19 protein-coding genes are annotated in these 18105 nt (G+C 64.8%); 10 read left to right on the forward strand and 9 right to left on the reverse strand.

Annotated features, from left to right (window positions below; translation table 11 throughout):
* Window positions 1-113: 113 nt before the first annotated feature.
* From OXC99_12605 to OXC99_12625, 5 genes are all read left to right on the forward strand, one after another.
* Entirely contained in the window at window positions 114-827 is a 714-nt protein-coding gene (locus OXC99_12605) for a DUF1538 domain-containing protein (GenBank protein ID MCY4625822.1), read from the forward strand.
* Window positions 827-1621: a DUF1538 domain-containing protein gene (locus OXC99_12610; protein MCY4625823.1), complete on the forward strand. Its 795-nt coding sequence runs from the start codon at window positions 827-829 to the stop codon at window positions 1619-1621. Before OXC99_12605 ends, OXC99_12610 begins: the two co-directional genes overlap by 1 nt.
* On the forward strand, window positions 1618-1968 hold the full coding sequence (locus tag OXC99_12615) for a P-II family nitrogen regulator (protein MCY4625824.1): 351 nt from the start codon (window positions 1618-1620) through the stop codon (window positions 1966-1968). The genes OXC99_12610 and OXC99_12615 overlap by 4 nt, the downstream gene beginning before the upstream one ends.
* Complete coding sequence (locus tag OXC99_12620; GenBank protein ID MCY4625825.1) at window positions 1965-2366, forward strand: CBS domain-containing protein; 402 nt, start codon at window positions 1965-1967, stop codon at window positions 2364-2366. The genes OXC99_12615 and OXC99_12620 overlap by 4 nt, the downstream gene beginning before the upstream one ends.
* Window positions 2367-2580: 214 nt before the next feature.
* Window positions 2581-3228 (forward strand): hypothetical protein, encoded by a 648-nt coding sequence (locus OXC99_12625; GenBank protein ID MCY4625826.1) that lies wholly within the window; start codon window positions 2581-2583, stop codon window positions 3226-3228.
* Window positions 3229-3376: 148 nt separating this feature from the next.
* Here OXC99_12625 and OXC99_12630 read toward each other — a convergent pair whose 3' ends face one another.
* The 3 genes from OXC99_12630 to OXC99_12640 form a co-directional block, all read right to left on the reverse strand.
* Window positions 3377-4561 (reverse strand): hypothetical protein, encoded by a 1185-nt coding sequence (locus OXC99_12630; GenBank protein MCY4625827.1) that lies wholly within the window; start codon window positions 4559-4561, stop codon window positions 3377-3379.
* 369 nt (window positions 4562-4930) lie between these two features.
* Entirely contained in the window at window positions 4931-5062 is a 132-nt protein-coding gene (locus tag OXC99_12635; GenBank protein ID MCY4625828.1) for a hypothetical protein, read from the reverse strand.
* Between the two features lie 292 nt (window positions 5063-5354).
* The gene (locus tag OXC99_12640; GenBank protein ID MCY4625829.1) at window positions 5355-6152 is read right to left on the reverse strand and encodes a fumarylacetoacetate hydrolase family protein; all 798 of its coding nucleotides are present in this window, start codon (window positions 6150-6152) and stop codon (window positions 5355-5357) included.
* Between the two features lie 95 nt (window positions 6153-6247).
* Between OXC99_12640 and OXC99_12645 the strand changes: the two genes are divergently transcribed.
* The gene (locus OXC99_12645) at window positions 6248-6589 is read left to right on the forward strand and encodes a Lin0512 family protein (protein MCY4625830.1); all 342 of its coding nucleotides are present in this window, start codon (window positions 6248-6250) and stop codon (window positions 6587-6589) included.
* Window positions 6590-6752: 163 nt separating this feature from the next.
* Window positions 6753-7493 carry a dienelactone hydrolase family protein gene (locus OXC99_12650; protein ID MCY4625831.1) on the forward strand — a complete coding sequence of 247 codons (741 nt, stop codon included), beginning with the start codon at window positions 6753-6755 and terminating at the stop codon, window positions 7491-7493.
* Window positions 7494-7559: 66 nt separating this feature from the next.
* On the opposite strand, the gene OXC99_12655 is transcribed toward OXC99_12650, so the two are convergent.
* Together OXC99_12655 and OXC99_12660 are read right to left on the reverse strand one after the other, a co-directional pair.
* Window positions 7560-8423 (reverse strand): DMT family transporter, encoded by an 864-nt coding sequence (locus tag OXC99_12655; protein ID MCY4625832.1) that lies wholly within the window; start codon window positions 8421-8423, stop codon window positions 7560-7562.
* 68 nt (window positions 8424-8491) lie between these two features.
* Window positions 8492-9355, reverse strand: a complete 864-nt coding sequence (locus tag OXC99_12660) for a DMT family transporter (GenBank protein ID MCY4625833.1) — start codon at window positions 9353-9355, stop codon at window positions 8492-8494.
* 106 nt (window positions 9356-9461) lie between these two features.
* Between OXC99_12660 and rpe the strand changes: the two genes are divergently transcribed.
* Window positions 9462-10139 (forward strand): ribulose-phosphate 3-epimerase, encoded by a 678-nt coding sequence (gene rpe, locus OXC99_12665; GenBank protein ID MCY4625834.1) that lies wholly within the window; start codon window positions 9462-9464, stop codon window positions 10137-10139.
* 61 nt (window positions 10140-10200) lie between these two features.
* Here rpe and rpmB read toward each other — a convergent pair whose 3' ends face one another.
* Window positions 10201-10392: a 50S ribosomal protein L28 gene (gene rpmB, locus OXC99_12670; protein ID MCY4625835.1), complete on the reverse strand. Its 192-nt coding sequence runs from the start codon at window positions 10390-10392 to the stop codon at window positions 10201-10203.
* A 110-nt stretch (window positions 10393-10502) separates the two neighbouring features.
* Here rpmB and OXC99_12675 point away from each other — a divergent pair, with 110 nt between their 5' ends.
* Window positions 10503-12125 carry a DAK2 domain-containing protein gene (locus OXC99_12675; protein MCY4625836.1) on the forward strand — a complete coding sequence of 541 codons (1623 nt, stop codon included), beginning with the start codon at window positions 10503-10505 and terminating at the stop codon, window positions 12123-12125.
* 77 nt (window positions 12126-12202) lie between these two features.
* Here the strand turns inward: OXC99_12675 and tatA are convergent, their stop codons facing one another.
* The 3 genes from tatA to OXC99_12690 all read right to left on the reverse strand — a co-directional run bounded on the left by tatA (window position 12203) and on the right by OXC99_12690 (window position 15698).
* Window positions 12203-12412, reverse strand: coding sequence for a twin-arginine translocase TatA/TatE family subunit (gene tatA / locus OXC99_12680; protein ID MCY4625837.1), 210 nt, complete (start codon window positions 12410-12412; stop codon window positions 12203-12205).
* Between the two features lie 84 nt (window positions 12413-12496).
* Window positions 12497-14851, reverse strand: coding sequence for an endopeptidase La (lon, locus tag OXC99_12685; GenBank protein MCY4625838.1), 2355 nt, complete (start codon window positions 14849-14851; stop codon window positions 12497-12499).
* A 109-nt stretch (window positions 14852-14960) separates the two neighbouring features.
* The gene (locus tag OXC99_12690) at window positions 14961-15698 is read right to left on the reverse strand and encodes a sulfite exporter TauE/SafE family protein (protein MCY4625839.1); all 738 of its coding nucleotides are present in this window, start codon (window positions 15696-15698) and stop codon (window positions 14961-14963) included.
* Window positions 15699-15949: 251 nt separating this feature from the next.
* Here OXC99_12690 and OXC99_12695 point away from each other — a divergent pair.
* A partial coding sequence (locus tag OXC99_12695; GenBank protein ID MCY4625840.1) for a heavy metal translocating P-type ATPase occupies window positions 15950-18105 on the forward strand: 2156 nt, incomplete at its 3' end.

Here is an 18105-nt window from a genome sequence, read left to right on the forward strand (position 1 = left end):
GCCCTTGACCCGCTCCGGCTTGCTCCGTATGGTGTAGCCGCGCACAGCGCCGCAAGTCTTTCTCCCGAAGAGTCATGCCATAGGAGCGTGGTGTGCCCCAGTTCGCTGTTGCGATGTCCAAGCAGGTTCTCGGCGCGCTACGAGACCTGGCGCCCATCTTTGCCGTCATCGCCTTCTTCCAGGTTGTTGTCCTCCAACAGCCCTTTCCGGACCTGATCAACGTGCTCGTCGGGCTCGTGTTCGTGGTGCTGGGCCTTGCCTTGTTCATCCAGGGGCTGGAGAGCGGCCTCTTCCCGCTTGGCGAGGCGCTGGCGCAGGGCATGGCGCGCAAGGGCAGCGTCACCGCGCTGCTGACGCTGGCCTTCTGCCTCGGTTTCGGCACGACGGTCGCGGAGCCCGCCCTCATCGCCGTCGCGGCTGAGGCCTCCGACGTGGCGGCCGAGGCGGGCTTCATCCGAGCCAGCCAGGCCGCGAGGGACACCTACGCCCTCGAACTGCGGCTGGTGGTCGCGTTCTCCGTCGGTTTGGCCATCGTCCTCGGCGTGTTGCGCATCGTTAAGGGATGGCCCATCCACCGCTTCATCATCGGCGGCTACGTGCTCGTCATGTTGATGACCATCTTCGCGCCGGAGGAGATCGTTGGCGTGGCGTACGACTCCGGCGGGGTGACCACGAGCACCATCACCGTCCCGCTCATCACCGCGCTCGGCGTGGGGCTCGCGACGACGATCCGCGGGCGCAACCCGATGCTGGACGGCTTCGGCCTCATCGCATTCGCCAGCCTGACGCCCATGATCTGCGTACTCGGCTACGGGATGGTGACGTGATGATCGACTTCCTCAATGTCATCGTCACCACCACACTTACGACGTTGCGGGACGTCATCCCCATCGTCGCCATCCTGGTCTTCTTCCAGGTGGCGGTGCTGCGGCGCAGACTGCCGAACATGCGGGCCATCGCGGCCGGGTCCGTCATGGTGCTGCTGGGGCTGGCGCTCTTCCTCATCGGGTTGGAGGAGGCGCTCTTCCCCATCGGCGAGACGATGGCAAAGCAGCTTGTCGAGAAGAGCGCGTCGGGCGCGGGTGCGCTGGCGCAGGTCGTCCGGTGGGAGGACTACTGGCTCATCTACTGCTTCGCCGCGGCCATCGGTTTTGCGACAACGGTTGCGGAGCCGTCGCTCATCGCCGTTGCACTGAAGGCGGAAGAGGTCTCGGCGGGCGCCGTGAACGCGCTTGGGCTCCGGATCGCGGTTGCCGTCGGCGTCGCGGCGGGCGTGTCGCTGGGGTGCTTCCGCATCGTGACAGGCACGCCGCTGCCGTGGTACATCGTCGTCGCGTACGTCATCGTCATTATCCAGACGTACCTCAGCAACCGCACCATCGTGCCGCTGGCCTACGACAGCGGCGGCGTCACGACGTCGACGGTGACGGTGCCGGTCGTTACGGCGCTGGGCCTCGGCCTCGCCGCGAGCGTGCCCGGACGCAGCCCCTTGATCGACGGATTTGGTCTCATTGCGTTTGCCAGCGTATTTCCCATCATGTCCGTGCTTGGCTATGCGATAATTGCGGAAAGGGTTGAGCGCTGGCGGAAGAAACGGCAGACAAAGGAGGTCCGGCCATGAAGCTGTCTCTCGTTGTTGCGATGGTCGACGATGACAAGACCGAGGCCGTCATTGAAGCGGCTCGGTCCGGCGGGGCTACCGGCGCCACCATCATCAAAAGCGTCAGGGGAGAAGGACTGCAACCGGGAAGGTCGTTCTTAGGCCTGAAGTTTGGCGTGAGCCGGGACGTCCTTCTCTTTCTGGTCATGGAACCGCGGGCCCGCTACATCCTCGAGCGCATCCGGGACGCCGGCATGATGGAGACCCAGGAGGGCGCCGGCATCGCGGTCCAGCTTTCAATAGAGGACGCTGTGGGATTGAACTCCCAGACGACCGCCCTGTTGGCGGAGTTGGAGGGCGCGCTGTGACGGAGCAGAATACTGTACAGATTTCCGACCTGATGGTGTCCGGCGTCAAGACAATCGACGGCCTCGCCACAGTCGCGGAGGCCATGGTCGCCATGAAGGAATACAACGTGAGCTCACTGGTGGTTGAGCGCCGCAGCAGCGACGACGAACTCGGCGTGATCACGGTCACGGATATCGCGCGCGAGGTCGTCGCCACCAACCGGGCCGCAGAGCGCGTGAACGTGTACGAAATCATGTCGAAGCCGGTGCTGACCGTCCGCGCCCAGATGCAGGCCCGCTATGCGGCCCGCCTGCTCGTGCACTTCGGCATATCGCGAACATTGGTGGTTGACGACGCGGGCGACCCCGTGGGTATCGTCACCCTGCGGGACATGGTCATGGGCCTGGCGCCGGGGTAGGCGGGAAGGGGCGGCTGAATGACTGGCGCAGACCCAGTCGAGGAAAGCTGCCAACGCTGAATGTCATGAGAATGGCGTTAGCGGCGGAGTCGTATTTGGCGCTCCGGCGCACTTGGGACTACGGCTTCTTCCATGTACCGTGGTTTGAGGCGCTGGATTGCAGCCAGAAGTCTTGTCGTAACCAACAACTACCGCCCAGAAGGGTAATGCAACGTTGCAAAGCGATGTCCCGTATGAAGAAGGGGATACGATCTCCATTGCCACCTGGGGCCGCCTGAGCAGTCAGGAGCTGGCCCAGCACGGCGTCGACGTGTTGGTGGGACTGGTCAGGGCCTACCACGCGGATTGCCCGTTGCCCAATCACTTCTGGTGCGCCACGTCAGAGAAACTGGTCCTCGCTATGGCCGACCTCTACCAGGCAAATGATGAGGAGGGTGGGCATTACATAGGCTGCTATTTGCGTGGCGCCGATTTTGACAGCGATGGCATTCCAACAATTCACGAAGCGCCATCGTTGAAGGCGCTCCTGCAACTCCTGGACGACGGCCGGGTGCTGGTCAAATTCGGCCGTCTGACAAACGAGGGAGCGGACAGATCTGCCGGCGGATTCGGTCTGTTGGACCAACAAACGGCAGAGTTCATCGTGGTCACTCCCGTTCCTGTTCCCAATGTTCCACCGGAGCCCGGCGGCCACGTCACATTTGTGCTACAGCGGTCCGAGGACTTTTGGAACATTGCACACTTCCCGCACGATGAAGAATCCTCAGACAATACCCGGGTGCAGGTGTTTGTTTCCTTTCCTGTTGACCCCAACCCCACTCCCCTGACGGTGCTCAAGATCAATGATCCCCAAGCCGAGTAGTGCGGAGCATTGCGGAAGGGGGGTAATTGTCCTTCTTTGGCGCAGGAGACATCAGCAGACATTGCAAACGGGACAGCCACTCGTGGGGATGCGGCGATAACCAAAGGAGTGGCCGGATGCACCGTTGGCCGGCCACCCCTTTGTGCGCCTACTCGTACGTCCAGGTGTCGAAGAGGTCGTTGGCTTGTACGCCGTCGGCGCCCACGATCTGCGCGTCGTTGCCGAACCCGATGAAGGCGATCTCATGCTCCCCCGCTACCAGTGTGGGCTTGCCCTCCGCCGCCGCGTCGAACACGAGGGTGTCGGTGCCGCTGCCGCTCAGCAAGGGCAGCTCCCAGCCGCCGGTGGACGGCTCCAGGACGTACAGGACCACCTCGCCCTCCACAAAGACGGGCTTGCTGAACTGGACCTCCACATGGCCTTCGGCATTGCGCGCGAGCCCCAGCACAGTCGCGGGTTCCTGCACGCCGCCGGAGAGCGCGTCAGGCGGGAGTTCCACGAAGCTCTCGGGAGCCTCGATGCTCAGGTCCTCGCCAAAGCCGTGGTAGCGGACGGAGAACAGGTCACGGGTCTCGCCGTCCGTACCTTGCACGGTGACGCGGACCTCCTTCGTCAGGAAGTCATCCACGCCGACGAGGCGGGTGATCCCGCTCTCATCGAGGCCGAACATGGCGGCCTCCTCGCCCAGATCGGCCTGGTCCGAGAGGAGGACGTAGGCCTTCCCGCCTTCGTCCAGGTCAATGACGCCATTCAGCGTGGTGGGAACGTCCTGGGGCAAGAACAGCATGCTGACCAGTTGCAGGGGGGCCAGCGACTGCTCGTCCTGCGACACAGCCTTGAACCATAGCCGGGATGCCGGGTCCTGCGTATAGAAGTCGTCGCCGATCAGGATGCCGCTTGTCTCAATCGTCTGTCCCTCTGGACCCAGCGTCAGCGTGAAGCTGGTCTTGTCCGGCTTGACCATGCCGCCATTCAGCTTGATGGAGGCCCCGCCGGGTGGAGCGCCAGGCACCGGGAACGCGGCCATAAGATCGAAGGAGCCGTCAAACGAGAAGCTCGTGAACCCATCCATTGCCTGCCGGTTGCAGGAGATGACGGCATTGACGTCCGTCAACGCGCCGCCGCCGAGGCATTCAGCCGAGAGGTCCAAGCCGCCCGACATCACGACGGTGGGCTCCGGCTCCGAGACGGCCGCAGGCTCGGGCGCCCGCGTGGGTTCAATAACCGGAACGGGTTCCGTCACCTGGCCCTCATCCTCGCTCCCGCAGGCAGCGAATGCGAACGCGGCCAGCGCCAACCCAACAACAATAGTCAAGAATACCCGCCTGCTCATATCTACCTCCTGGCTGTAACAGCCACGCCTCTTGAGACCGCCTTGTTGTTTATCTACTCGGGCATCGGAGAGCGACGCCGTTGGCTGCCGTCGCCGGGTCTCCTGTTTGTTTGCCCGCTGTTCAGTCGAGGCCCCTTACTTTTATTGTCCACACGCCCTTTTCTGAATTGCAAGACCTTTGGTTGTTTTTGGCCAAATTGTGCTGACAGCAATAGAGAAAGGCTTTGGGTCGTGTGGTCTGTTGGCCCGTAGACCCTTGCCCGCGAACCCTTCCCGCCGTCGCGGCCCAAAAAACCCATTGGCGCCCGCAGCGGACTGCGAACGCCAATGGGGAAGGGTGGGCTACCTGAAGCCGCTCATTCCGAGCGGCTAGTCGAGCCCTTCCCTGTGATGGCGGCGGGCTCGAACGGCCAGCAATGCGGCGGCCGCGCACCCAAGCGCAGCGAGCGCCAACACCGGGCGGACCCTGTTAAACTTGTGGTCGGCGTTAAACGCGTTCATGTCTTCCTCCCTCTTAGATGCAGGAGCTGCCATGCCCCTCTTTTCTCTCTATTTGCTGAGTTTTTGTAACCGCGTCCTTTTAATAATTAAAACGTATGATGCTCATTTTCGTTATGGACGGACGACGAGATTGGGCAAATTGAGACTGGCGAAGACCGTGCGGGATTGCATTGCCATTGCGTGGGCAGTGACGGCGGCCGGGATAAATGAGACTGCCGCGCCCAACGCGACAACCGCCCCGGCGTGATGCAACCGGGGCCTGCATGGCGGGGATGTGGGCGCTCTCGGCCGCCTACTCCCCCTCGACGGGGTTGCGCAGGGTGCCGATGCCCGGGATCTCGATTTCCACGACGTCGCCGGGAACGATGTCGGGCGTGGCGCCGTCGCAGCCGAGCCACATGACGTCGCCGACGTAGAGGGTGACGTACTTGGTGGTCTCCACAAGGAAGTCGACGAGCGAGTAGATGGCATCGCCGGTGGAGTACCGCGAGGCCTCCTCGCCGTTGATGCGGGTGATGACCGTCAGCGCCTCCGGGTCCAGGCCGGGGGTAACCCACGGGCCCATCGGGTTGAAGGTGTCCGTGTTCTTCGCGCGCCACAGCGTGCGGTCGCCGCGCTGCCACGTGCGCTCGCTGACGTCGTTGCCGATGGTGTAGCCGAGCACGCAGTCGAGGGCGTTCTCGCGCGTCAGCCCCTTGGCCGTGCGGCCGATGACCGCGGCCAGCTCACCCTCGACCTGCACGGGACCGGTGGCGTCGCGCGGGATGATGATGGCCTCATCGTGGGCGATAAGGCTGTTGACCGCGCGGTAGCCGATGTCGGCGCGGGGCGGCGCAGCGCCGCTGCCGCCGAGGGCCTGCGCAGCCCACGCCAAGTGCGCGCGGTAGTTGGCCCCGGCCGCGTAGAAGGTAGGCGGAACGCAAGGGATGAGCAGCTTCACGTCGGCCAGCGGCCTCGACTCATCGCCCGCCATTCCAGCGGCGACCGCCTCGCCGCCGTCGAAGGGGCTGCCTGTCATGGCGCGTACCGTGCCGCCGTCCACGACACCGTATGCGGCTCCGGCTCCATCCTGAAACCTGCACCAGTGCATGACGCCCTCCCTCTTCCTCGCCACAAGTAGCGTGGCCACGCCGGCTCCCGTATGATACGTTCACCGGACGAACGATTGCGAGGGGGTATACCTGTATGGCCAAGAAGCGGTTTCTCCTGGAGATGGGCATGGGCGTCGACCTGCACGGGCGCGACTACACCAAGGCCGCGCAGCGCGCTGTGCGCGAGGCCATCTGGCACAACAGCTTTGGCGCCGCCCGCCACCTCGGCAAGGGCGTCGACGAGATGCTGGTGGACGTGATCATCGCCGCGCCGGACCCGGACGCCGTCGACGGCGCGGCCGTGCTGGAGGCGCTGCCCCACGGCAACAACAACACCATCAAGGTCGTGCAGGGCGGCCTCGATATCCCCAATGAGGCGGGCGACGACTCGACGGTCATCGTAAACGCCGCGGTGGTGGTCAGCTTCGACCTGTAGCGGCTGCATAGTCGCACACGGGTGTCGCCCTTCGACAGGGTCCAGAGGGGCAGTGGACAAGGCGTCAATGTAAGCACGCCAACGCCGCGTTAACCGGATCGTGGTTGCGGACGGCCGCAGGTTCAGTACAATACGGGCATACCCAAGATTCAGAGGAGGAACTATGGCTACTGTATCTGAGGAACTCGCCATCTCCACGGCGGATGGCACCATGACCGGCTATGCCTATCTTCCGGAGGGCGACGGCCCTCACCCGGCGGTCATCGTGATCCAGGAGATCTTTGGCGTCGACGACCACATCAAGGACGTCGCCAGCCGCTTCGCCGCCGAGGGCTACTACGCCGTGGCCCCCGACCTGTTCTACCGGCAGGGCGACGGCCTGACCGTCTCCTACGACAACCGTGAAGAGGCCTTCGCGCTGCGGGCCACCACCACGCCCGAGGGCATCACGGCCGACCTGAACGCGCTGATGGCGCACCTGCAGAGCGACGCCCGCGCCAACTCCAACGTTGGCATTGTGGGCTACTGCTTCGGCGGCGGCGTGGTCTACCTCGCCTCCCACGCGGTGCCCGGCGTCTCCGCCGCGGCCATCTACTACGGCGGCGGAATCGTCCCCCGCGACGACGCCCCCGCGGGCGCGCCCAACGGCCTCGACCACGCCGGCGCAGTCGCGTGCCCGGTCATCGGCTTCTGGGGCTCGGAGGACGCAGGCATCCCCGTCGCACACGTCGAGCGCATCGAGCAGGCGTTAAAGGACGCGGGCAAAGACGTGGAGTTCCACGTCTACGAGGGCGCCGGCCACGGCTTCTTCTGCGACGGCCGCGTCAGCTACAACAAGGAAGCGTCCGACGACGCCTGGCCGCGCACACTGGCCTTCTTCAAGCGGAACCTGGGCACAGACTAGGCGATACAGCGTAGAAAACGGGAGGGCGCTCCAACGGGGCGCCCTTTCCATTTGCCCTCGCGTAGCCTAGAGGTTGACGAGCACGCCGCCGGTCACCACCAGCGCCGCGCCCGCTACGATGGCCGGCGAGACTAGCTCGAGGCGCCGCAGGAAGAGTCTCGAGAGCACCACGGCAAAGAGCGGCTCCATGTTCTGCAGAGGCACCACAATCAACAGGTCGCCTCGCAACAGCGCGCCCAGGACGCACAGATGGGCCGTGATGGCCATCGCTCCGCCGATGGTGAACAGCAGGAGCGTGCGGCCGCGAGGGATGGAGAGCGCCTGCCCCTTGACGGCGCCCGCGCCCATCGACGTCAGGAGCGCGGTCGACGACATCACCGCCAGACCGAGGAAGATCTCGGGCGTTATTTGCAGCCCCCACTTGCGGAACACGTACGTGATGGCGATGAAGAACCCGGCGCCCAGAGGGAACAGCAGGTCCAGCGGGCGCCGCGGCCTGTCGCGGTTGCCGCCGGAGGCGTCCAACCCCAGCAGCGCAAGGCCCACCAGCATCGCCACCGTCCCAGCGCCGATGAACGGCGTGAGCGTCTCGCTGAAGAACAGCACGCCGGCGACCGCGGTGAAGAGCACCTGCACGTTGTATATGGGCGTGGTTACGGCGACGCCCACACGCTGCAATCCCGTAAACAGCAACAGCCGTCCCAGGAAGGGCCCGCACACTCCAGCCCCCACGAAGGCAAGCACCGCCCAGCTTGAGAGGCTCATCCACGGGGCGAGGAAGACGAACAGCGGCCAGGATACGGCAACGGCGACCAGCGCAGCCGTTCGCACCGCCGCATCCGTGGTTCCCCGTTCGAGGCCCAGCCGGGTGAAGAACGATGCCAGCGCGAAGAACATGCCCGCGACGACGGCGAGGAGTGCGGGAGGCATTCGGACAGGCACCGCCCTTTGTGAATTGGCGCCGGCGTGCGGCGCTCCGCCCTACTGTAGCCGCCTCGTCACAGGTTAACCAGCACCGCTCCCGTCATCACGAGCGCCGCCCCCGCCACGACAGCGAGGGTTATCCGCTCGAGCCGGCGCAGGAACACCAGGGAGAGCAGCAGCGCGAAGAGCATCTCAGTGTTCTGCAGGGGGATGACTACCACAAGTTTGCCATGCAGCAGCGCCGCCAGACTGGTGAGGTGGGCCACGTTGGTCATGAGCCCCGCAATGACGAACATCATCAAAGGCCGGCCCGTCGGAAAGCGGATCGTCTGCCGGTGGACAACGGCTGAGCCAAGTGAAATGATGAACGCCGTCGACGTCATGATGGCAAGGCCAAGGTAGATGTCGGGGGTCTCCAGCAGCCCCCATTTCCGCAGCACAAACCCGACCGCAATGCAAATGCCGGAGGCTACGGGAATCGCCAGTTCTCGAAGTTGTGCCCGTTGCTCCAGACCCAGGCTGAACTTGCCAAGGCAAAGCAGGCCGGCGCCGCCCACTGCCGCCACGGTTCCCAACCCTATGAGTGGTGAGACTGCTTCGCTGAACAGGATCACGCCGCCCATGACGGACAGGGGCGCTTGGACGTTGTACAGCGGAGTCGAGACGGCTACGCCAATCCTCTGCATGGCGGCAAACAGCAACGCCCGGCCCAGAAAGAGCCCTGTCACACCGGCTGCAATGAATGCAAACACAGCCCAGTTGGAAATGCCCAAATGAGGGGAGAAGAGCAGGTAGAGCGGCCAGGCAACGACCGCGCTGATCAGGTTGACGATGAGCACTGCGGCGCCGGGCGTGCCACGCTCCAGGCCCCACCGAATGTAGAGGGAGGCAAGGGCGAGGAACAGGCCGGTCAGGACGGCCAGTACGGCGGGGTTCATGCCCTCGATACCTCCCTTCTTGCACCAAGATGGAAAGCAGGGGCACTTTATGCTATATCATAACCTTGCCCCTACTGAGAAACTGTCCATGCAACAGGAGACCAAAATGCCAGGGACTTCGTACGTTAAGGTGTCGCCGTCCATCCTCTCCGCGGACGCCGCTGCGTTCGGCGCCCAGGTGGCCGAGGCTGAGGCCGCCGGCGCCGACTACATTCACGTCGACGTCATGGACGGCCACTTTGTCCCCAACCTGACCTTTGGCCCCATGCTGGTGGACGCCTTGCGCTCTCGAACGAGCTTGCCGCTTGACGTGCACCTGATGGTGGACTCACCTGACCAGCTCATCCCGGACTTTGCGAAGGCTGGCGCGTCCATCCTCACCGTGCATGCTGAGGCCGTTGCGCACTTGCACCGGACTGTCCATCTCATCAAGGAGTCGGGGGCCCGGTCCGGCGTTGCCCTGAACCCTTCAACGCCCGCCAGCGTCCTGGAGGAGATAGTCGACGACCTGGACCTGGTGCTGGTGATGACCGTGAACCCCGGCTTCGGCGGTCAGCGATTCATCTCGTCGGTCGTTCCCAAGGTGCGCAGGGTGCGCGCGATGCTGGACGAGCGCTCGCTGGAGACGGAGCTTGAGGTGGATGGCGGCATCAATGCTGAGACGGCGGATGAAGTGGTGAAGAACGGCGCGAGAGTCCTCGTCGCCGGGTCCGCCATCTTCAATAAGAGGGAGAGCGTCGCGGAGGCGATGACCCGGTTGCGCGGCAGCTTCCATGCCGGCTAGGTGACGCAGAGACGGCGCACCTCGACTGATGCGCAATCAGAGGAACGTGCAACGTCAGGGGTTATCTAACCCGAGAGGGCTTGTACTGGCTCCGGATGCACCGCGTGCAAGCCTTCACCCGCACTCGCTGTCCCTTGATCACCATCGTTGCCCGCTGGACGTTGGGAAGCCAACGGGTGTTGGTGCGCCGCTTGGAGTGGCTAACGTTGTGGCCGCTGCCGCCAACCTTGCCGCATATTTGACAACTTGCCATGGTCTGCCTTTTGACGGCGTATTGCCGCTTGTTTACAATTTCCAAATTACATTAGCACAGCTTTGGCACAGGGGCAAGTTGACGGATACCTTGAGAGGGGGGAGTGCGGGGTGACCGAAGGTACGCCAACACGACTGGACGCCGCGGGCCTTCTGACCCTGCTCTCCGGGGGCGCCGAGGCGCTCGAAGTGAACCTCGAGGCGGTGAACGCCCTCAACGTCTTCCCCGTGCCCGACGGCGACACCGGCACCAACATGCTCCTCACCCTGAAGACCGTCGTCGAGTCGGCGCAGCAGGCCGACGGCTCAACGCTCACGGGCGTCGCGAGCGCCGCCGCGCACGGCGCGCTCATGGGCGCGCGCGGCAACAGCGGCGTCATCCTTTCGCAGTTCATTCGCGGGCTCGCACAGGCCGTCGAGGGGCTTCAACATGCCGACTCAGCACAGCTCGCCGAGGCCTTCGCGCAGGGCGGCGCCGCCACGTACCGCGCCGTCAGCAACCCCGTCGAGGGCACCATGCTCACCGTCATGCGCCGCACCGGCGAGGCCATGCAGGGCGCCGCACCGACCGTCGAGGATGCGCTGTCGTTGCTGGAGGCCGGGCTCATCGTGTGCAAGGAAGCGGTGCTGCAAACGCCCGAGCAGCTTCAAGTGCTCCACGATGCCGGCGTCGTAGATGCCGGCGGGCAGGGATTCGCCGTCCTGCTTGAGGGTGGCCTGCTAGCGCTTCGCGGCGAGGACCCCACCTCCATTCGGATGGAGAACGTTGAGGGGCTTGGTCACGTATCGGACAGCTTCATGCAATCCGTGGAAGAGGATGTCTTCGGCTTCTGCACGCAATTCATCATCACCGGCGAGGCGCTCGACCCGGAGGGCCTCCGCGCCACCATCGACGCGATGGCCCATTCGACCGTCGTCATCGGCGATACGCGGACGGTGCGCGTCCACGCCCACACGCTGGAACCCGACACGCTGCTTGAGATGGGCCGCGCGGTCGGCGTGGTGGACCAGGTCAAGATCGAGAGCATGGACAACCAGCACAGGGACTTCCGTGCAGCCCGCGCCGAGGGCCCGCCCGCTGCGGTGGGCGTCGTGGCGGTCGTCCGCGGCGACGGCCTGGAGGAGGTCTTCCGCAGCCTGGGCGTCGAGGTCATCGTCTCCGGGGGGCAGACCATGAACCCCAGCACAGAGGAGCTGCTGGAGGGCATTAGGGCGCTCAATGCCGAGTCGGCGGTGGTGCTGCCCAACAACAAGAACATCGTGGCGGCGGCGCGGCAGGCGGCGGACATGTCCCCGGTCCCGGCGCGTGTCGTGCCGACGACGTCGCTGCCGCAGGGCATCGCGGCGATGCTCGCCTTCTCCCCCGTCGGCAACCTCGACGGCAACGCCGAGTCCATGGCGGAGGGCGCCGAATCGTTGGTCGACGGCGAAGTCGTCACCGCCGTCCGCGACGCCGCCATCGACGGCGCGCAGGTGCGGGCGGGCGAGGTGATGTCGCTGCTGCGAGGCAAGCTGGCGGCCTCCGCGCCAACGGTGCAGGAGGCTCTCGTCGCCCTGGTGCGCGCGGCGGAGCCGGAGGAGGGTTCACTGGTCACGCTCTACTGGGGCGGCGACGTCACCCACGGCGACGCCCTCATCGCCGCTGACGCGCTCGCGAGCGTGGCGGACGGCCTCGATGTCGAGGTGGTCTACGGCGGGCAGCCGCACTACCACTACCTGGTGTCCATAGAGTAGGGGCGCGACTGGAGACTGGCAAAGCAAAAGGGCCCCGCACCTTGGAGCGGGGCCCTCATCATGTCACCAGCAAAACGTTATGCCTTCTTGGACCTCGTGCGCCTGGTAGTAGTGTCCGGGGCGCCCTCGTCCAGCGAGGGGCCGGCCGCCTTGCGGAACTCCTTGATGGCGGAGCCCATTGACTTTGCAAGCTGCGGCAGCCTCGTCGCGCCGAAGAGCAGCAGGACAATGAACAGGACCAGAATGATCTCGGGCAGGCCGAACCCGCCTCGGAATAGCCCAAACACGTTGCACCTCTCTCCGGCCGGTTCCCGTTCAATTGGCCGGCCGCTACCGTAAAGATTCTCTCAGATTGTCAATAGGGCCGCAACCTAGGCCTCAGGCCGCACCACCGGCAGCAGTGCGACGGCCAGCACTTCGTCCATGTTCTCGACGGGGACGAAGGTCAGTGTGCGCCGCACCTGCGTCGGCACGTCCTCCAGGTCGCGGTTGTTCTTCTTCGGCAGCACGAAGGTCTTGATGCCGGCCCGGTGCGCAGCCAGCACCTTCTCCTTGATGCCGCCAACCTCCAGCACGCGCCCGCGCAGGGTGACCTCGCCCGTCATGGCGACATCCTTACGAACGGGCATACGGCCCAGCGCCGACACCAGCGCCGTCGCCAGCGTCACGCCCGCCGAGGGGCCGTCCTTGGGCACCGCGCCCGAGGGCACGTGAATGTGGATGTTGTTCTCCTCGAAGACCTTGGGCGGCAGCTTGAAGCTGTCTGAGCGCGCACGCGCGTAGCTGAGGGCCGCCTGCGCCGACTCCTTCATCACGTCGCCGAGGGAGCCGGTGAGCGTCAGGTCGCCCTTGCCGTCGACCACGCTCACCTCGACGGAGAGCACGTCGCCGCCGACGGCCGTGCGCGCGACGCCCGTCGCGACGCCGACCTCGTCCTGCTCCTCGGCCGCGCCCCACGTGTACCGCGCCGGGCCGATTGCCTTGGCGAGGTAGCTCATCGTGATGCGGGTGGGCGGCTTGCCGCCGTCGGCGATGGTCTTCGCAACCTTGCGGTCCACACCGCCGATCTCCCGCTCCAGGTTCCGGACACCGGCCTCGTGGGTGTAGCCGCGAATGAGTTGCAGCAGCGGCTCCTCGCCCCACGCTACAGGCCTCTCGCCGAGCCCGTTCTCCTCCGCCTGCTTGGGCGCAAGGAAGCGTTGCGCAATGTGGATCTTCTCGTCCTCCGTGTACCCCGGAAGCTCCAGCACCTCAAGCCGGTCCCGCAGCGCCGGGATTATGGGGTCGAGCACGTTCGCCGTGGCGATGAAGAGCACCTTGGAGAGGTCGTAAGGGACCTCCAGGTAGTGGTCGCTGAATCCGTGGTTCTGCTCGGGGTCCAGTACTTCCAGCAGGGCCGACGACGGGTCGCCGCGGAAGTCCGAGCCCATCTTGTCTAGCTCGTCCAGCATGAAGACGGGGTTGACGACGCCCGCAGTCTTCATCGCCTGCACGATGCGCCCCGGAAGCGCGCCGACGTACGTGCGGCGATGCCCTCGCACCTCCGCCTCGTCGCGGACGCCGCCCAGGCTGACACGCACGAAGACGCGCCCCAGCGCCTCGGCGATGGAGCGCCCCAGCGACGTCTTGCCGACGCCCGGCGGCCCCACGAGGCAGAGCACCGGCGACCGCAGCTTGCCCGCCGAGAGCTTGCGGACTGCCATGTACTCCAGCAGGCGCTCCTTCACCTTCTGCAGGCCGTAGTGGTTCTTTTCCAGCACCTTTGCCGCATGGACCGTGTCCAGGTTGTCCTCAGTCGACTTGCTCCACGGCAGTGAGACCAGCCAGTCCAGGTAGTTTCGCAAGACCGAGGACTCCGGGGAGATGCTGGGGATCATGGCGAGCCTGTCCATCTCCTCCAGCGCCTTCTGCTCGGCCGCCTCCGGCATGCCCGCCTGCTCGATGCGGGTCCGCAGATCGTGGGCCTCCTTGTGCGTCGGGTCAACGTCTCGGAGCTGCTCCTGGATCATGCGGAGGTGCTCCCGGAGGATGTGCTCGCGCTGGGTCTTTTCCACCTCTTCCTGCACCGCCGACTGCATGCGGCTCTGCAGCCGGAGCACTTCCAGCTCGCGGGCCAGCAGCTTGTGTACATTCTCGATGCGTTCCTCCGGGTCGAGCGTCTCCAGCACCTTCTGCGCCTCCTCGCTGGGAAGCTGCAGCGAGTTGGCCACCTGGTCCGCGACCTCGCCGTTATTGACGGCGTTCAGGGCGGCGATGTAGTCCTCTTCGCCCAGGTGGTGCGACATCTTGACCGACTCGCCAAGAAGTTCAAGAACGGCCCGGCGGGCAGCTTCTGTCTCCATAGACTCGGTTGTGGACTCTTCCATGGGCAGCACAGCCCCCCGGTAGTAGGGTTCTGTCTCGGTGACGGATTCTATGCTGACGCGGTGGATGCCCTCGAGTACGACGCTTGCTGTGCCGTCGGGCATGCGCATGACGCGTTGGACGGTGGCCATCGTGCCGACCGTGTAGAGGTCGTCCGGGGTGAAGTCCCGCTCCTCGCGGTTCCGGCGACCCACAACAATGATCTTCTGGTCGCCCGCCATGGCGGCATCGACTGCGCGTTGAAAGATGGGACGAAAAACCATGACCTGTCCCATGACCCTGGGGAACACCACAACGTCCCGGCGCACCAGCATCGGGTACTCTTGGGGAATGGGCTTACGGCGGCGAGGACTCACGGACATGCCTCCTGCAGGGTTGGGATGCCTGGGCGTCAACAGAATGCGGCTTTCGGGAAGGGCGTATCTCCCTCAGTGTACCACGCCTGTTCGTGACACAGCGGGGACTTGTCCGTCAGCTCAGGATGAGGTTCACCATGCCGAGCAGGGAGGCGCAGACGACTATGAGCGTGACGCACCTGCGATAGTGCTCGGGCTTCAGCCTCCGCAGGGCGAAAGCCGCCAGCACGATGGAGAGTCCGAGAAACGGCAGCATGAAGAGGCCGGACAGCAGGGACTCGGCGTTCACCACGCCGTTGACCGCAAAGACGGTGATGGTCACCACCTCCAGCGCGACCAAGTAGGCGGCCAACACGGCCCGCATCGTCTGGACCGGCCATTGCTGGTTCACCAGCAGGAGCGCGACGGGCGGGCCGGAAATGCCCGACAAGGGAAAGACCAGGCCGCTCACCACACCGCCGGCCACCATCGCCGTGGACTCCCTTCGGATGTGGAGGCGCAGCCCGGCGAGGAGCGATATTCCGATGACAATGATGATTGAGGAAATGGTGACCTGCAGCGTCCGCTGATCGAGGATCGTCAGCAGCTGCGCCGCAAACGGGGCCACCACGCTGGCCGCGACGGCCAGAAGCGCCGCGTGCCGCCAGGGCACGTGCCGCCACGTCTGGCTCAGAATGATCAAGTCCTGCAGCAGAATCAGCGGTGCGATGAAGCCCACCACCTTGTCCGGTTCCATGACCAGCAGGAGAAGTGGCGTGCCAATAAGCGCAAAGCCGACGCCAAAGGTGATCTTGATGGCGGAGGCAAAGAGTATGATCAGGCCAACGAGTACCAGGGTTACGTCCAGCGGCATAGTTCACTATTCTACATGAGCAACTATGCGGGCGCGCCGCCTTCCGTGGATGCTTCACGGCCAATTGTGCCCGCGCGAATACCCGTGTTCAGTTGAGACTCGTTTCCCTTTACGCCCTCTTTGCCGAGGCGTATCCTATTCACTTGTATGCGGGACAAAGTCTCGCATCCCGGCAACGGCCAAAGAAGATACGGCGCGAAGCCGTAAACGCGTGTCCACGCCGTTTGAATCACGTGACAAAGTGAGTTGCGATGAGTAGCGCAGTCATAGACCGTGTGACCATTCCCATCGAAGGGCTGACGGACGATGAGGGCGCCGCCGAACTGGAAGACGCGCTTCGCGCCCTCCCCGGCGTTGCCGGCGTTTACCTGGACCTGGTGACCGCCGTCGCCGTCCTGGAGGTTTTCCCGAAGCATCCGCTGTCCCAGCAGGACCTGAGCCATGCCGTTGCATCTGCGGGTTTCGCCATCCCCATTGAGACCACCAACCTCAGCATTGGCGGGATGACCTGCGGCTCCTGCGTCATGCACGTGGAGCACGCGCTGAACGGCATTCAAGGTGTGCATAACGCCCGGGTCAACCTCGCCTCAGAGAAGGCGTCAGTGGACTTCATCGCGGGGATGGTGTCCCTCGACACACTGAAGGAAGCGGTGGAAGACGCCGGCTACCGCATGGAGGGCGTGGCCGCGAACTCCCTGGAAGGTGAGCACGAACGTCGGCAGGCGCGGGACCTTGAGGTCAGAGGGCTTCGCATCAAAGCGTTGGTTGCGTTGGCGCTGGGCGCCCTTATATTGATCGGCAGCCTCGACACCATCTTTACCTGGGCCCCAGAGTTCCTGCAGTCCAAGTACGTGCTCTGGGGCCTCGCGACGCCCGTCGTCGTCTGGGCCGGCGGCGGCTTCTTTATATCGGGATTCGGGGTGCTGCGGTTCAGGACCGCCAACATGTTCACGCTCATCTCCATCGGAGTCGGCGCCGCCTACCTGTACAGCGTTTTCATCGTGCTCTTCCCCAATTACTTCATCGCCCGGGACATGCCCACCACCCTCTTCTTTGACACGGCCTCAATCATCGTTGCGCTTATTCTGGTGGGCCGGTACATGGAGGCCGCGAGCAGACGCCGCACGTCGGAGGCGATCAACCGCCTCCTGAGCATGCAGGCAAAGACCGCCCGCGTCGTACGGCATGGCCAGGAAATCGACCTGCCAATTGAGGAAGTCTTCGTAGGAGACATCGTGCTGGTGCTCCCCGGGGAGCGCATCCCTGTCGACGGCATCGTGACGGAGGGCGCCTCCGCCATAGATGAGTCCATGCTCACCGGCGAGAGCATGCCCATCGAAAAGGGCCCCGGCGAATCGGTGTACGGCGCGACCATCAACGGCGCCGGCGCCTTCACCTTCCGGGCGGCCAAGGTGGGCGCCGAGACGCTGCTGGCCAACATCATCCGCATGGTGGAAGAGGCACAGGGGTCAAAGGCGCCGGTGCAGCGGATGGTGGACGTGGTGGCGTCCTACTTTGTGCCCGCGGTCCTCACCATTGCGTTTTCAGCCTTCATCCTGTGGTACGCGCTGGGCCCAGTGCCCTCGCTGTCTTACGCGGTCACGACGTTTGTGGCGGTGCTCATTGTCGCGTGTCCCTGCGCGCTCGGCCTGGCGACACCGACGGCGGTTGTAGTCGGCACGGGCGTGGGAGCGTCATATGGGGTGCTCATCCGCTCGGCAGAGGGATTGGAGCGGGCGCACTCAACCAACACCGTCGTCCTCGACAAGACAGGGACGCTCACCACGGGCAGGCCGGTGTTGACCGATCTGATGTCGTTCGGCGTGGGCGAGAGCGAGTCCCTACGGCTGGCAGCCTCGGTGGAGCGCAACTCGGAGCACCCGTTCGCGCGGGCGCTGCTGGATGCAGCGCTGGAGCGGGACCTCCAGTTGGAGGACGTCACCGACTTCACGTACTTCCCCGGTGAAGGCGTCATTGGGGCCGTCGGCAAGCGCCGGGTGGCCGTGGGCAACGGCCGGCTGATGTCGTCCCTGGGCGTCGACGCCACCCAGGTGGCCTCCCGAGCGGGCGCCATGGCGGCCAACGGAAAGACCCCAATCTTCGTGGCCATCGACGACACCCTCTCCGCGATCCTGACCGTGCAAGACACGATCAAGCCTGAGGCGTACGAGGTGGTGGCCCACCTCCGCCGAATGGGCATGGAACCGGTCATGCTCAGTGGCGACAACAAGCGCACAGCAGAGTCCATCGCGCGGCGGCTTGGCATCGTGCAGGTCATCGCGGGTGTGCACCCGGACGAGAAGGCGCTCAAGATTCGTCAGCTCCAGTACGAGAAGAAGATCGTTGCCATGGTCGGCGACGGCATCAATGATGCGCCCGCGCTGGCGCAGGCGGACATCTGCATCGC

It is taken from the genome of Chloroflexota bacterium, from assembly GCA_026713825.1.
In the GTDB taxonomy this organism is placed as follows: domain Bacteria; phylum Chloroflexota; class Dehalococcoidia; order Lucifugimonadales; family UBA1127; genus UBA1127.